This window comes from Pseudomonas sp. LG1D9 (assembly GCF_002949995.1).
Taxonomy (GTDB): domain Bacteria; phylum Pseudomonadota; class Gammaproteobacteria; order Pseudomonadales; family Pseudomonadaceae; genus Aquipseudomonas; species Aquipseudomonas proteolytica.
This window is the reverse complement of sequence record NZ_CP026881.1, coordinates 2,886,424-2,900,363: the sequence shown is the minus strand read 5'-3', so window position 1 is coordinate 2,900,363 and position 13,940 is coordinate 2,886,424. Positions and strand designations below refer to the sequence as shown.

Below are 13,940 nucleotides of genomic sequence, written 5' to 3'. Positions count from 1 at the left end.
CTAAGTGGTAAATCGAGACCGCAGGTGACGCTAGCGCGATGGAATACCGCGCAGATCGTCAACGATAAAACGGCTAAGCGCTCCGGTGTAGAAGGTCTCTACATTAGAGTTGCCGCTGTTGGTCAGCACCCCGGCCATGGTTTTCATGTTCTGCCAGTCGCCCTTGTAACCCGCAGGCATCAGCCCTTGGCGAGCCTGGGAAAAATGCAGAACCTCGGCATCGGCTTTCTTGACCTTGACCTGATAGCTGAAATCGACACTGGCAAGGATGGTGTTGTCATCGACGATGGCCGTCATAAAACCGCCCTTCGTATCTTGAATACGCCGCGTATAGATGACGCTCACCTCCAACAAGTAGTCGGCCTTTTCCTTGCTGGCGGCGTAGCGCTTGGCCTTGAGCAAGCGGTCGACCAGATCGACACCCAGTTGCTGGCGAACCTTGTCATCTGGCAGGAAGCGTTCGTTCTTGCCCACCACCTCAACGTCAAATGTATCGAGCCAATACGTGGCGTTCTTGGCAATGGTCACGGGCGCTGGAGAGATGTAGTACGCAGGCTTGGACGCACAGCCGGCCAGGAAGGACAGCGCCAGCAGTAAGGCAAAAACACGCATCTTCGAATTCATCCCTGATTAAGTGCTGCGGCATTTTACGGGGTTGAGAGCGGTTCTCAAGTTGTTTCGTCCATTCCTTTAGGCGCGAGCTTGCTCGCGAAGCACGTAAACGATAACGCGCATTTGCTGAATGAACGCGTCGTCTGGACGTTTTTCGCGAGCAAGCTCGCTCCTACAAGGACTGTTTAGAACGCGTAGCGCGCCTTGAGCATGACGCCATCGGCATCAAACCCGCTGCGGGCCTGGCGGGTGTAGCTGGCACCGACGCTGAACGCCGAGACCTGGTAGTTCACGCCCACGCTGGCTTCATAGCTGTCACGCGCGACCGATGCGCCGGTTACGCTGAACGTCGAGCCACCGTTCACAAAGCTGGACGTCTGCGCCACGCGATCACCCATCAGGTCGTGATAGGCCATCAAGGTCGCTTCCGGTTGCAGGGTACCGGCGCCCAGCGGCAGGTTGCCCGCCACACGCAGGCCAGCGCCCAGTTCACCGACTTCGTAACGCTGGGAACCGGTGTTCAGGGCCGCCGAAGAACCCTTCTCGTGCAGGCTGTCCATGTGCACGCTGGAGTAGCGCGCTGCCACACGTGGTTCGATCAGCACGCTGTCCGACGCCTTGAAGCTGTAGCCGCCGATCACGCTTGCCGACAACGCCTGGCTGTCGTAGCTGCCCTTGGCGGTGGTGCCGACGATGTGGCGCTTGCTGTCGTTGTCGTTGACGCCATAGCTCAGGCTGCCATCGACAAACCAGTTTTGCAGCGACCAGTTGCCGTACAGCGACAAGGCGTTGCCCTGCACTTCGGTCTTGTTGCCCTGGTCCGAATGGATGTTGGAGTTGAGGTAGCTGTACGCCACACCCACGCGGGTGTTGTCGTTCAAGCGCCCGTCCACGCCCACGGCCACGCCGCTGCTGTTGGCCGAGTAGCCGTTGTCGCCACCGCGACCGTCCTGGTCCATGTTGCTGCTCAGGGCTTGCACCCAAACACCGCCGCGTTCGCTGCCATCGCGTTGGCCGGCCAGGCGATTGAGGATCGCGCCGTTGATCACGGTCTGCCCGGACAGGGCCACGTCCAGCGCGCCACGGTTCACGTCCGGCTTGAGCTGTTCACCAATCTGCGCCAATTGCTGGGCAGTGCCGGCGTTGGCCACGGCCTGGAACACCGCGTCGTCCTGGCTCAGTTGCCCCAGCACTTCGTTTTTCAACAGGTTAACGGCCGTCACCGCCGAGGTCGTAGCGCCAACGCCGCCGAGGTCGGTTTGTACCTGCTCGTCTGGTTTCAGACCCACTACGGCCTTGACCGTCTGCGTATCGGCCGAGTAGCTGAGTACATCGAGCAACGACGAGCTGCTGGCAACCGTCAGGCCGTTGTTCTGCACGCTGCCGGCTTGCAGCAGGGTGTATTCGGTGCCGCTGGGTGCTGCGGTGAAATCGCCGGGCTTGGCGCTCAAGGTCACGTTGGAGCCCTGGGCGAAATTCGCGGCGCCGCTGACCGTCAGGTAAGGCGTGGTCGGCACGACGCTGTTGGACAGGCGCATATCAATCCCGGCACCGTTGGCCACATTCAGGTCGCCAGTGATCGCGGTACCGGCGCCAGACAGGTTCAACGAACCCGCGTTGATCGATACCGGGCTGCCAATGCGCGCGCCGGTAAAATCGGCCTGGCCGTTGATGTTCACACTCGTGACACCGAGTACGTCACCCACGATTTTGCCGCCGCTCCAGTTCAGGCTCGCCAGGTTGCCGCCGTCGATGGCGGTGCCGGAGTTGCTGCGGATTTCGCCGGCTTGCTGGTTGATCTCCAGGGGCGTCAACTGGTACTGCGGGTTGATCTTGATCGCCGTCGCATCGGCGCTGATCAGGCCACGGTTGACCAGGCCGCGCTCACCGCTCGGCGAGGTGGTGTTAAAGGTCGCGCCTTGCACGTTGAAAGCCATGGCGTTGCTGCCGTGGGCTTCGATGGTGCCGGTGTTGAGCAGGTAGTCGTAGGTGCCCGCATCCAGTTGCACGGCGATCGACTGCCCGCCGTTGACGGAAACCAGGCCGCTGTTTTCGATACGCAGGGGGTTGGTATCGGTTTCGATCTCGATCCCCAGGGCCTCTTCACCGGTAACGCGAATGGTCCCGGAGTTGAGCAGCTTGCCACCGATGGTGACCGGCATGTTGTTGTGGGTATCGAGGATCAGGCCGTAGCCGTAGTAGGACGTGACATCCACCACACCGCTGTTGACCACGTCGCCCGCCACGGTGGTGCCGTTGAGGTAGATACCCTCGGCGTCGGATTCATCGCCCGAACCTGGGACTTCAACCAGGGTGATATTGCCCGAGTTGATGATGCTGCCGCCCACGTTGCTGGCGCCCACTTCAAAGCCTTCAGCCCAGATCGTGTTGCTCAGGTGGATATTGCCGGCCTGAATGATATCGCCGGTGATGTTGCTGCCGGTGGTGGTGAGCATTTGATCCAGCGCCCCATCGACGATCAGGCCACGCACGGCTTTACCGCCGGCATCCAGGGTCAGGTTGGCGTCGTTGCGCAGCGTGCCCTGGATATCGGTCAGGGAAATATTCACGCCATCGGCACTGGGCTGGGTCGAGACGACATTGCGCGCGCCCACCAGGGTCACAGGCTCGTTGAACGTCTGGGAGGCCCACACGTTCTGCCCTGTGCTGACGTCAAACTCCACCGCGCTGACTTGTGCGGCAACGGCGCTGACCATCATGGCCAACAGGGTTTTCTGGAACTGCTTGCGCTTCATTTGAAACTCCATTTACTACGACAACACCGCCAATGTGCCCGGCGGTTGTAGGGTGCATGATTCAGGACGCGGGGACGGGAATACGCTGTGCGGGGTCGGTGATGTCATACACATGCTGCTCACAGCCGGCGCCGACGATCACGAACTCCACCAGGTACACCTTTTGCTTTTGCGGCTTGAACGCCGAGGTCATCGGACCGCAGGCGTAGACAATTTTTTCGGCGTAGCGGTAGTAGTTCGAGTCGTACACCCGCGACTCGCCCAACACTTCAATCGTGTGCTGCGGGTCGGCCAGCACTTCCAGCTGCGGGAAGCGCTTGACCGCCGCGCTGTTGGCCACCTCGCTCATCTTGGCGATCCAGCCGAACACCTTGCCCCGGCCCGAATCCACCACCGTGCCGAGGATCTCCGGGCGCTGGTCGGCATCGCCGCCACGGCGCACGGAGAACTGCACGGGGTAGGTAAACCCGGTGGCGCGCATGATCACCTTGGCGTGCTCGGCATCGGCCACGACGGTGTTCTGCTGCAACTGCACGCCATCTTTCAAGAGGCTGGGCGACGAGTCGCGGGCATTGGAGTGGCAGCCTGCGAGGGCCAGGGCTGCGAGGATGAAGGTAATTTTTTTCATGGGCGTTTTTAGATCCAAAGGCTTATACATCTGAGCGCCCAAACAACCGCGCCAGCCAGCCGGCTTTTTCTACGCGGGCAGGGGCTGGTGCCGGGATAACGTCTTCACTGGGGTGGAGCAAGTCGCCGGGGTAATGCTCATGCCCCAGGCAGGCGCTGTCATCGAGCCCGAACGCCTTGACCGCGGCAACCGCCTCAAAGCACCAGCGGCCGAAGTAGCTACCCATCTCAAGGGGGTGTTTTACCGGATCGCCATAGACATACCACCAGGGTTGCTGTTTACCGCGTCGGTTCAGCTCCAGGTACCAATGTTCCACGAACGCCCGCAACAGCGAGGCCTGCTGTTGCTGGGGCGCGTCGATGGCCTTGAGCAGCCTCGCATAAGGTTTGGCGTGCAATAGCTGTTCACCAATCACGCGCCCAGGCTGACGGGAGGCGATGATTCGATCCAGCAGAACGTCCTGCCCGCCTTCGCCGATCAAGGCGACCAGCCGACGCCACTGGTCGTCGGGAATCTCCAGCGCCAGCGCCAGGCTCACCAACCAGAAACACCAGATGTAGTGGTTCAGGTCCGCCAACTCGAAGGTCCAGTCACGGCAAGTCTGCAGCGCATTTTCAGCACATATCGTGTCGGACTCCCGATTGGAAAGCTCCCATGCATCCATGATGGCGGGAAAGTACGTAGCCATCGATGCAACAGGACTGCCTCGCGAGTAGACGCGAATGGCTGCACGCAAATTATCTTTGGCAAAGTCGAACGCAAATTGCGCTCTGTATACCGGATTGGCCGACGGCTGCGACAACGTTTGGCTCACGCGCTCTATCCATTGCAGATCCTTTGCCTCACGACCATCCCAATACTGTTTATCTCCCAAAGGTGCGCGAATCATGGAGAACCTCATTAACGTCTTTCGGACGGTAAAATTTTAGACGTGTCTACCGCTTTGATTTTTCCGCGGGCATCAAGCACTTCAATTTCTGTCGCGCCATCTGGACGCGTTCTCACGACCCAAGTCTCCGTGCGGTTCGCGTCCACGGCGAGCCGTACATCCATACTCTGATTCTCTCCAACCGCACGTTCCAGACGATCGCCGCCAAGAATCCATGAGGTCGAGCCTTGCTTGCCATCTTGCGTATTGCCTAACCCCGAGGAGCCAGACTTCTTGTTATCCCCAACGAACTTGTACTCGATAACAACAAAGTCGACATCCGGGCGAGTGACCTTATAAAGATCATCGACCCCTGTTTCCCCGATACCCGGCACGCGGGCCAGCTTCTGTCCTTCGGGAACGATTTGCCGCACAGAGCGCTCGCCAAACAAGTCTCCCATCACACCTTTCTGCTCCCTGGTCAAAACCCCAAGGTCCATCAGCGGCTTGCCATCAGGCCCATAGATACCGCCACTCTTGAGCAGTGCCTGCTCGGCCGCTTCGTTGATGATACCGGTGAAGCGTTTGCCCACCACCCCGGCCAGCTCGCCGGTCAGGCGGGTGGTCGTCGCGCCAGCACCACCGACACCCGCGCCGCCCAGGCCGAGGCCCACGCCGGTAGAGGTGGCGATCATCTCGTTCTGGCGCAGCACGTCGGCGCCATAGCCCTGCATGATATGCAGGGTGTCCAGATAGCCCTTGAGCCTCAGCTCTTCGGGCAAGCTCTGCACCGCCTCTACCGCCGCGATAAATTGCCGACCGCCACAGCTAGGGCAATTGACGGTACTCATCGCCCAAAGCGCCGTCTTGGAACCGAAACTGGCCAGATCCTCTACGGCATTGGCAATACCCTCGGCACTGCCCTGACCTTTGGCATTGAGGATTTCGGCCATGTTTTTCGGGTCATGCAGGTACTTGTAAGGGTCGACCAGCTCAATGTACTTGACCAGGTTTTCAACCGACGGCCGGTCTTTCATCAGGCGCGACAGACCCAGCCGTTCATTGTTGTAATCGGCCAGGCTGACCTGGAACAGGTCCGCGCTTTTGGACTGCGAAAGCTCGCTGCGCAAGAAGCTGGCCGCCGTCGTGGTGTTGCCATCCTCGACACCCAACACGGTGTTCCAGCCGCGATCGACCATCGCCGCCGCCGTTCGCAGCAGCTCTATGCGTGCTTGCTCTTCGGTGATGCCCTGCGCTTGTGCATAGCGATCGACGCGCTCCTTGTCGGAGGCGAACTTGATCTCGTCCGGGTGCAACTGACGGTTGTACCGATCCACGCTGGCCGCAGTGCCACCGGCAACAATGGCGCCGCCGGTGCCATGCCCGGAACCGACCGCCGTCCCCACGCCGGAGGCAATCAGCGTAGCCACGGCCTTACGGTCGGCCTCTTTCATGCCACTGTCTTCCAGCGCTTGCAGAATCGAGGGCATCAGCGCCGCCGAGGCGCCCGCACCCAACGCGCCGCTCTGCACATTGCCGCTGGAAAGCCCCAACGCAGCGCCCGCCAATGCGTGCAACATAACGCGCGCTGCGCCGCCTTCGGCCCAGGCGGCCTTGGTTGCGCTGTCGATGTCTTTGCGGTTTTTCTGCTCGTCGGCAAAACTGCCGATTTTATTGAAGATATCGCTGGCCGATGTATTGGCCACGATCCCCACCGCCGTACCGCCGGTAGCGCCGCCCAGCCCGGCGGCAATCAGCCCGGACGCAATATCGGCCATCAGTTTTTTGTCGCCACCCACTTGCCAGCGCAGCGCCTCGGCATTCGCCGTCTCGTACGCCTGGGCCGCAGCACCCGCCGTTGGCGAGCCCGCGGTGGCCTGGTCTTTTGCCTCTTGCCCAAGCTTCTTGGCTTCATCTGCCTTGGCTTTGGCTACCGCACCGATCACCCCACTGGCCAATTGCGCCGAGCTTTGGATCAGGTCGATGCGCTCCTGCATGGCCTTTTCGTCTGGGCGGTCGAGCTTCTGGTTGGCATTGGCGGTGTCGCGGTTGAGCCCCACCAGGTCATTGGCGCCCTCGGGGTTGCGGACCACAATCGTGCCATCGCTGACCGCACTGCGGGTGTGGCTGCGCTCGTCTTCCTTGAGCGCCACCGGAATGCTGCCACCCGGTGAGGTGCCGCCGCTGCTGCTGAATGATGCAGACAGACCCGCCGACTGGCTCTGGATCTCACTGGTGTTCTTGATATCACTGACGATCAGGCGATCGGTGCTCAAGCGGTTCTTCACCGCCGCCGCTTCGCTGGCAATCACCCCGCCCTGCAAGGTGGTGGTCTTGCCGACATTGATGTCGTAACCGCCGGCCCCCGCAAACAGGCCGGTCTGGTCGGTCACGGCCTTGTAGTCGCTGTTCATCTTGGCCGCAGCGATGCTGGCCGAGCCGGTGACGGTGGAGCCGTAGCAGAACGGCGGGATGCAGATACTCGCGCCAAAGCCTGCGCTGCTCTGCTTGCTGCGCGAAGACTCGGTGTCCTGGCGCGAGAGGATATTGAGGTCGCCACCAATGTCGGCCTGGATGCGATCGGCGCGCACCTGGGCACCGGCGAGGGTGGTGTCGCCGCCGCTTTTGAGCAGCAGCGAGCCGGTGTCCAGGGTGGTGTTGACCTGGGTTACCGAGTTGCCATTACCGTTGTTTTTCGCGCCCTGTGCACCCAGGTCGAGGGTGAAGCCGTTCTGCTCGCCGATGTTGAAGCTGGCGCCAATGGCAGTCTTGTTGGTCGAGCCATCGTTCTTGCGGTCGACGGTGTCCTGGGCGCTTTGCAGCAACACGTTGTTCTTGGCCAGCAACAAGGTGTTGGCGGCTTTCAGGCTGCTGCCGGTGATCTCGATATTGCCCTGGGTGCCAGGCGCTTCGCCGGTGGCGACAATCGACAGATCCTGCCCCGCATTGAGCGTGCTCTGGCGCGCCGTCAGGCTGTTGTACTCGCTGCTGGCCTTGCTGCGGGTGTTGGCCAGTTCGGTGCCGATCTTGATCAACGACCCGTTGCTGGGCGAACCGCCCTCTTTGTTCTTGAAGCCGGCGCTCTGGCCGTTGGCGTCCGAGGCCTGGCCACCCAGGTTGTAGGCGGCCAGCGCAGCCTGGGCGATTTTCACCGCCTTGAGGCGCGGGTCATCGGCGTTCTTCGCCGCTTCAGTGGCATCGTGGATGCTGCGCGCAGTATCAATCACCGCACCGCCAATCACCCGGCCCACGGCCAGGCTTTTGGAGCTGTCTTGCGTGGTTTGCCGCGCCGTTTCAGCACCGGCGGTGATGGTCACGTTGGAGCCACTGAGGTCCATGTTCTTGGTGCTGACCAGGTCACTGGCGACCACGTTCAACTCACGCCCGGCAATCAACGAAACATTGCCTTCGCTGGAGCCGATGGTGCTGCCGGTCAGGGTGGTTTCCTGGGCGGTGCCGTTGTGTTTGCTGCTGCTGATCGACAGGTGCTGATTGCCGGTGATGTCGTCCAGGCCCAGCTTGTTGCCGGTCAACACGCCGGTCAGGTCGCGATTTTTTTCCTTGTGCATGTCGGTGCGCGAAAAGGTGTTCTGCGCCGCATCAATGGTCAGGTCACGCCCGGCCTGCACGGCCAGGTCGCCGGTGCTGACCAGCGCCGAGCCGGTCACTTTCGCATCCTGCCCCGCCACCACGCTGACCGTCTCGCCAGAAACCATGCTGCCCACGGCCATGGTGCGTTTCTCGTCAACCTTGTCCTGGACCTTGCTCGACTTCAGCCCGCCCCAACTGCTTTTGCTTTCTTTGCGCTCATGCCGCGCACTTTCGGCGTCGGTCACGGCGACGATTTGCACATCCTTGCCCGCCACCAGTTTTGCCGCGCCTTTGTCGGCGGCAACGCTGCTGCCCGCCAGCAGCAGGTTCTCACCGGCTACCAGGGTGCTGTTACCGCCGGAGCTGACGCTGCTGCCCACGTTGTTGACGGTGTCGGTTTCATCGAGGCGGAATTTTTTCCCGGACGAACTTTTCTTGGTCTTGCTGTAGAAGCTGTAGTCCTGATCTTCGGCGGCCTTGAGGGCCAGGTTCTTGCCGGCCACCAGGTACGCTTCATTGCCAGCGCTGACGTTACTGGCGAGCAACAGCAAATCCTCGCCCGCATTCAAGGTCAGGTTGCCGCCGGCCTTGAGCACGGTGGACACCTGGCTGACATGGTCCTCGATGCTCTTGACCTTTTTCGAGTTGTACGCCGAATGCTGCTCGTTGGCCGCCGCGGCCAGGTTGACGTTGCGCACGCCACCGACGCTGATATCGCGCTTGGCTTCGATCTGGCTGCCCACTGCGCTCACATCACGCCCGGCGACCACATGGAAGTCGCGCCCGGCTTCAACCACCGAGCCTTGCTGGGTGATGATCTCGTGGCGCGAACGGTTGCCAATGGCGCCGCTGTCCAGGGTTTGTGCCGAGACGATATTCACGTCGCGCACCGCCTGGGCGGTGGTGTCGCCGCCACTCTTGAGGGCACCGCCGACGCTGTTGATATCGCGCCCGGCCTGAATCGCCAGGGTGCTGGCCGATTCGATGCGCGCCGCGTTGTCGATAAAGTCGGTGCGCTCGATGCGGTAGTCGCTGGCGCTCTGGTGCGTGGTGACGCTGCGCTCATTGAGCAGGTCGGCGCCCACCACCAGGTTGACCTGCTGCCCGGCGATGATCCCGCCGGCACGGTTGTTGAGGTTATTGCCGGTCAGCAGGTCGAGACGGTTGCCGGCTTCCATCAGCCCGCTATTGCTCAGGTTGCCGCCCACATTGGCGCCCAGGTTGCTGGTGGCGCGCAGCGTGCCGACGTTGTTGAGGTTGGCGCCAGTCATCAGGCTCAGGTCACTGCCGGAAATCAGTGCACCGTTGGGGGCCAGGCGATTGCTGGCCTGGGCCAGGTACAACACCGGTACCAGCACTTGCTGGCCGGCGACGCTGGCGTTTTCCAGCCACACGATGTCGTGGGTCAGGGCCGCCACTTGTTCGGCGGTGAGGCTCACGCCCACGGCCAGGTTCAGTTGCTGGCGCGCGCCGATGGCATTGTCCATCAGGTACTTGAACACACCGGCGTCGCTGGTCTGGCCGTCGATGAAACGCTGGCCAGTGCGGGCGACCACGGCTTGCTGGATCAGGCGCTGTTCATAGAAGCCATCGCCCAGGCGCTTCTGGCTGGTATCGGGGTCGTAGCCCAACTTGGCCAGCATGTAATCGGAACTCAAGAACTCAGCCATGTTGGTCAGCTGCGGGTTGGTCTCGATCAGGTACTTGTGCGGGTTGGCGGCAAACTGGCTGTTGGGCAGGCCCTGCACGCCGCTGCCGTCGCTGAAGTGGAACAGGCCATTCTGACCGGTGGGCAAGCTGAAGCCCGGCAGGCCCAGAGGGTTGACTTGTTGTTGGGCGACGTCCGGTGGCAACTGCCCGTTGAGGTGCACCTGGGTGGAGAAGCCGGGGGCGTTGGTGTCGGTCTTCGCGCCGCTGCCGACGTAGGTGTAGCCGCCGCGCACCACGCTGTTATCGATACCGGCCTGGGCCTGGATATTCACCGCGCCGCCCGCCTGGATCACTGCTGCGTAGCGCTGGTCCGGAGCCGCCAGCTGGGTGGTTTTGGTATCGCCCCACTGGCGCTCCATGCCGCCGATAAAGCCGGCCATCGCCGCTTCCAGGCCACCCAGATTATTGGGGTCGTAGGCTGCGCCGCCCATCGAATAACGCTGGGTAAATTGCGCAGCGGCCCGGTTGTAGCCTTCCGGGTGACGGGTACGTTCAGAAGAGAACACACGCTCGGTGAGGGTGTCGTGGGTTTCGAGACCGATGTTGGTCAACTGGTTGACCCGCGCCGTCAGGCTGCCGGCCGCAGCGATGCTACTGCTGCTGTTGAGCACATCGCCGCCGACCAACAGCAGGTTGGCGCCAGAGGTAATGCTGGAGGCCGCACTGGCGTCGGTGACCCTCAGGCGATCACGCTGGGCGATCAAGAACGGACGGTTTTCCTTGCCGCCGTCGCAGTCGCCACCGTTGACGTTTTCAATGCACTGCACCGGGCTGATCGACGCGCTATAGATCCCCGACTCGCTGGTCAACACGGTACGGATATTCTGGATAGTGCCAGCGGCCAGGCTCAGGCTGCCGTCACTCTGGATGCTCGACGAGCTGTTGATGATGCTGGTGGCCAAGGCCCCTTTGCCGTCGCGGTCGATGCTCAGGTTGCCCATGGCATAGATATCGGCACCGAGGTTTTTCAGGCGCTCGACCCGCAGGCTCATATCGCCGCCGCTGAACAGCAAACCGTTCTGGTTGAGCAGGCTGGCGGTGGTCAGGGTCATGGCGCGACCGCTGCCCAGGGTGCCGAGGTTGTTCACCGCAGCGCTGGCCAGGGTGAAGTCGGTGGCGGCGGTCAGGCGGCCGGTGTTGTTGAGGGTGCCGCCCAGGCTCAGCTCGAGGCTGCCGTTGCTGGCGATTACGCCCTGGGTGGACCAGTTCTGGCCCGTGCCTTTGATACGGTTGGCCGCGAGCAATTGCCCGGTGGTGGTTTGCTCAAGGGTGTCGACATTGACCGTGAGGTTGCCGGCCTGGATCAGGCTGCTGTTGGTCCAGTTGGTTTTATCCAGGCTCAAATCGCCTTGGGTCACCAGACTGCCGCCGACGTTATCGAGGTTGATCCCGGCGATATCGAACACCCCGGTGCCCACATGCAGCACGCTGCCGCCCTGGTTCTGGAAGGTGCCGGCGGCCAGGCTCAAGTCGGCATTGGCCGCTTCCAGCTTGCCGCCGCTGTTATCCAAGACACCGCCAATCGCCAGGCGGCTTTTGCCAGTGGTGCCCAGTGCGCGCAATTGCCCGCCCTGGTTGCTCAGGCTGGCGGCGGCGATAGCCAGGGTGCTGGCGCTTTCGATCAGGCCACGGTTGTTAAGGGCGCCCAGCAGGCTGAGGTCGACCTGCTGACCGGCGATCTGCCCGGCGTTATCGACGCTGCCGCCACTGAGGCGCACGCGCTGGCCGGCGAATACACCACCGTTACCGTTGTTGAAAACACCGGCGTTGATCAGCGCATCACCCGCCTTGGCCGAGAGCTTGCCCCCGGCATTGTTCAGGCTGCCGACCGTGAGATTCAGGCCGGCGTTTTCGCTGTGGATCAGGCCATCGTTGTCGTTTTGCACCAGGCCGCTGGTGTTCAGGATCAGCCCGGCGTTTGCCGCCAGGGTGCCGCTGTTGCGGTTGTCCAGGCTGGCCGCCAACACCGTCAGCAAGGTTTGGCTGGTGAGTTTGCCGCCCTGGTTGTCGAGGGCTGCAACACGCTCGATCGACAGCGGGCCGGCACTGGCCAGCTTGCCGTTGCGGTTGATCAGGTCGGCCAGCAGGTCGAGGGTCAGCGCGCCGTTGCCGGTCAGGCTGCCGGCGCTGTTGTCCAGGCTGTTGCCGCGCAAGGTGAAGGCGCCGGCGCTGTCGATGGCGCCGCCCTGGCTGTTGTTGAGTGCACCGCGGAGGGTCAGGGTTTGCGCGGCGGCGCTGGAAATCACGCCTTTGTTGCTGTTATCCAGGCTGTCGCCGGTCACGCTGAGGGTGTCGTGGCTGACCACCACGCCGCCCTGGTTATTGACCTGTGCAACGTTGGCCTGCAACGCGCCATCGCTGATGATTTCGCCCTGGCTGTTGTGCAGCGCAGCGGCGGTCAACTGGGTGCTGCCGCTGGTCAGCAGGCGGCCTTTGTTGCGGTTATCCACAGTGCTGGCGGTGACGTCCAGGGCCTTTCTGGCGCTGATGACGCCGCCCTGGTTATCCAGGGTCTGGCTGGCCTTGACGGTGGCGGTACGGCTGGCAACCACACTACCGTTGTTGCGGATATCGCGGGCGTCGAGACTGACGTCGCCGGTGGTGGTGCGGGTGTTATCGGCATTTACGCCGGCTTCGATAACGCCGTTGTTGGTCAACTTGCCGCCGCTGCTCAGGCGCACCGTGTCGCGGGCTGCGAGGCTTTTCTGGGTGTTCAGGTCGCCGCTGGTTTTCACCGTCAGGGCGGTGCCGGCGTAGGCCGGGCCCTTGGCGTCGAGGCTCGCCGCCTTGACGTCGATCGCGCCACTGGCCGCGGCTTGCGCCATGCTCAGGTGCCCGTTGGCATCGAGCTGGATATCGCCCGCGCTGGCCGCCAAAGTGCCGTCCAGTTTCACCCCGACACCGGCCTCGGTGCCCACCAGCTTGATCGCGCCGGCGTACATGCCGCCCAGCGCCGACGAATCGATCGCCAATTCCGGCTTGGCGCTGCCATCGTCGGCGCGCGCAGTGGTTTTTAGCGTCTGGGCCTCAACATCATTGCGCCCGGCAATCACGGTCAGGTTGCGCGCATTGATCTGCGCGTTGATCTTGGCGGTGCGGGTGATGATTTCGAAGCGGTCGACGTTGCTCGCGTTCAAGCCCTGGCCGTCGATGGTCACGGCGCCGCCATCGACCTGATAACGGTCCAGGCGACCGTTATCGAGGATCGGTTTACCGGTGGTCAGGGTCACGTTGGGGGTGTTGATAAAGCCGCAGCCATTGCAGGTCACGCCATAGGGGTTGGCGACGATGACCTTGGCCGACTGCCCCGCCACTTCGGTGTAGCCGCGCAACTGGCTGGCGCTGCCGCCGTTGACTTCGTTGAGGATGACATTCGCCGAGCCGCCCTTGAGGTTGGGGTTACCGACGATAATCCCGCCCAACTGGGTGGACTGCAACGGGCCGCCGGCGTTGTTGAGGATCACGCCATTGGGGCCGACGTTGTAGTCTTTGAAGTGGTTGTGGGACAGGCCGCTGCCATTGGGCGTGGCGATGTTGACCACCGGCACGCCATTGCCCGCTGCGCCCACTGTGGTGCCGGGGCCGCTGACCACGATGCCGTCGGCCTGGGCCAGCAGCGGTTGCCAGAACAGCGCGTTGGCCAGGATCAGCACCAGGCCGCGCTTGGGCAGGCCGCAGAACGCGTCACGACGCTTCAAGGCAGCAGAAGGCAGGCGGGCGAGGAAGGCAAACTGGCGGACGTCCATGTCAAATTCTCGATGCGGCTAGGCGTTGA

Annotated in this window: 5 protein-coding genes; all 5 read right to left on the bottom strand. The window is 62.4% G+C overall.

Annotation, left to right across the window (positions count from 1 at the left end; translation table 11 throughout):
* Nucleotides 1-30 precede the first annotated feature (30 nt).
* Nucleotides 31-612, bottom strand: a complete 582-nt coding sequence (locus tag C5F71_RS13770; protein ID WP_104911326.1) for a hypothetical protein — start codon at nt 610-612, stop codon at nt 31-33.
* Between the two features lie 185 nt (nt 613-797).
* The gene (locus C5F71_RS13765) at nt 798-3,368 is read right to left on the bottom strand and encodes an autotransporter outer membrane beta-barrel domain-containing protein (RefSeq protein ID WP_104911325.1); all 2,571 of its coding nucleotides are present in this window, start codon (nt 3,366-3,368) and stop codon (nt 798-800) included.
* Nucleotides 3,369-3,429: 61 nt separating this feature from the next.
* A complete protein-coding gene (locus tag C5F71_RS13760) occupies nt 3,430-3,996 on the bottom strand; it encodes a hypothetical protein (protein ID WP_104911324.1) in 567 nt (188 codons plus the stop codon).
* Between the two features lie 22 nt (nt 3,997-4,018).
* Nucleotides 4,019-4,885 (bottom strand): PoNi-like cognate immunity protein, encoded by an 867-nt coding sequence (locus tag C5F71_RS13755; RefSeq protein ID WP_104911323.1) that lies wholly within the window; start codon nt 4,883-4,885, stop codon nt 4,019-4,021.
* 11 nt (nt 4,886-4,896) lie between these two features.
* On the bottom strand, nt 4,897-13,911 hold the full coding sequence (locus C5F71_RS13750; protein WP_104911322.1) for a hemagglutinin repeat-containing protein: 9,015 nt from the start codon (nt 13,909-13,911) through the stop codon (nt 4,897-4,899).
* Nucleotides 13,912-13,940: the final 29 nt, after the last annotated feature.

Coding starts and splice junctions, on each gene's coding strand:
- C5F71_RS13765 (WP_104911325.1), bottom strand. CDS start 3,368: ATGAAGCGCAAGCAGTTCCAGAAAACCCTGTTGGCCATGATGGTCAGC.
- C5F71_RS13760 (WP_104911324.1), bottom strand. CDS start 3,996: ATGAAAAAAATTACCTTCATCCTCGCAGCCCTGGCCCTCGCAGGCTGC.
- C5F71_RS13755 (WP_104911323.1), bottom strand. CDS start 4,885: ATGATTCGCGCACCTTTGGGAGATAAACAGTATTGGGATGGTCGTGAG.
- C5F71_RS13770 (WP_104911326.1), bottom strand. CDS start 612: ATGCGTGTTTTTGCCTTACTGCTGGCGCTGTCCTTCCTGGCCGGCTGT.
- C5F71_RS13750 (WP_104911322.1), bottom strand. CDS start 13,911: ATGGACGTCCGCCAGTTTGCCTTCCTCGCCCGCCTGCCTTCTGCTGCC.